Origin of the sequence: Paraburkholderia sp. SIMBA_053 (assembly GCF_046534895.1) — a bacterium.
In the GTDB taxonomy this organism is placed as follows: Bacteria; Pseudomonadota; Gammaproteobacteria; order Burkholderiales; family Burkholderiaceae; genus Paraburkholderia; species Paraburkholderia caledonica.
This window is the reverse complement of sequence record NZ_JAWRXU010001168.1, coordinates 1-254: the sequence shown is the minus strand read 5'-3', so window position 1 is coordinate 254 and position 254 is coordinate 1. Positions and strand designations below refer to the sequence as shown.

Genomic DNA, 254 nt, shown 5'->3' with positions numbered 1-254 from the left:
CCGGGAAAATGTCGATCGTGTCGCCGCGCACGCGGAACGAGCCGCGCTGGAAGTCGGCTTCGTTGCGGTTGTACTGCATCGCAATCAGCCGCGCGATGATGTCGCGCTGGCCGAGCTTGTCGCCGGTGCGCAGCGTAAGAATCATCTGGTGGTATTCGGACGGATTACCGATACCGTAAATGGCCGACACAGACACTAATGTCAAACCCAGTATGCCTACAGAAATTGCCCGTACGCCCGTTGTTGTTCTACTC

1 pseudogene is annotated in these 254 nt (G+C 57.5%); it reads right to left on the bottom strand.

Annotated elements, in window-relative coordinates:
* Positions 1 to 254, bottom strand: a pseudogene (locus SB753_RS39325) (hypothetical protein); the annotation flags it as partial.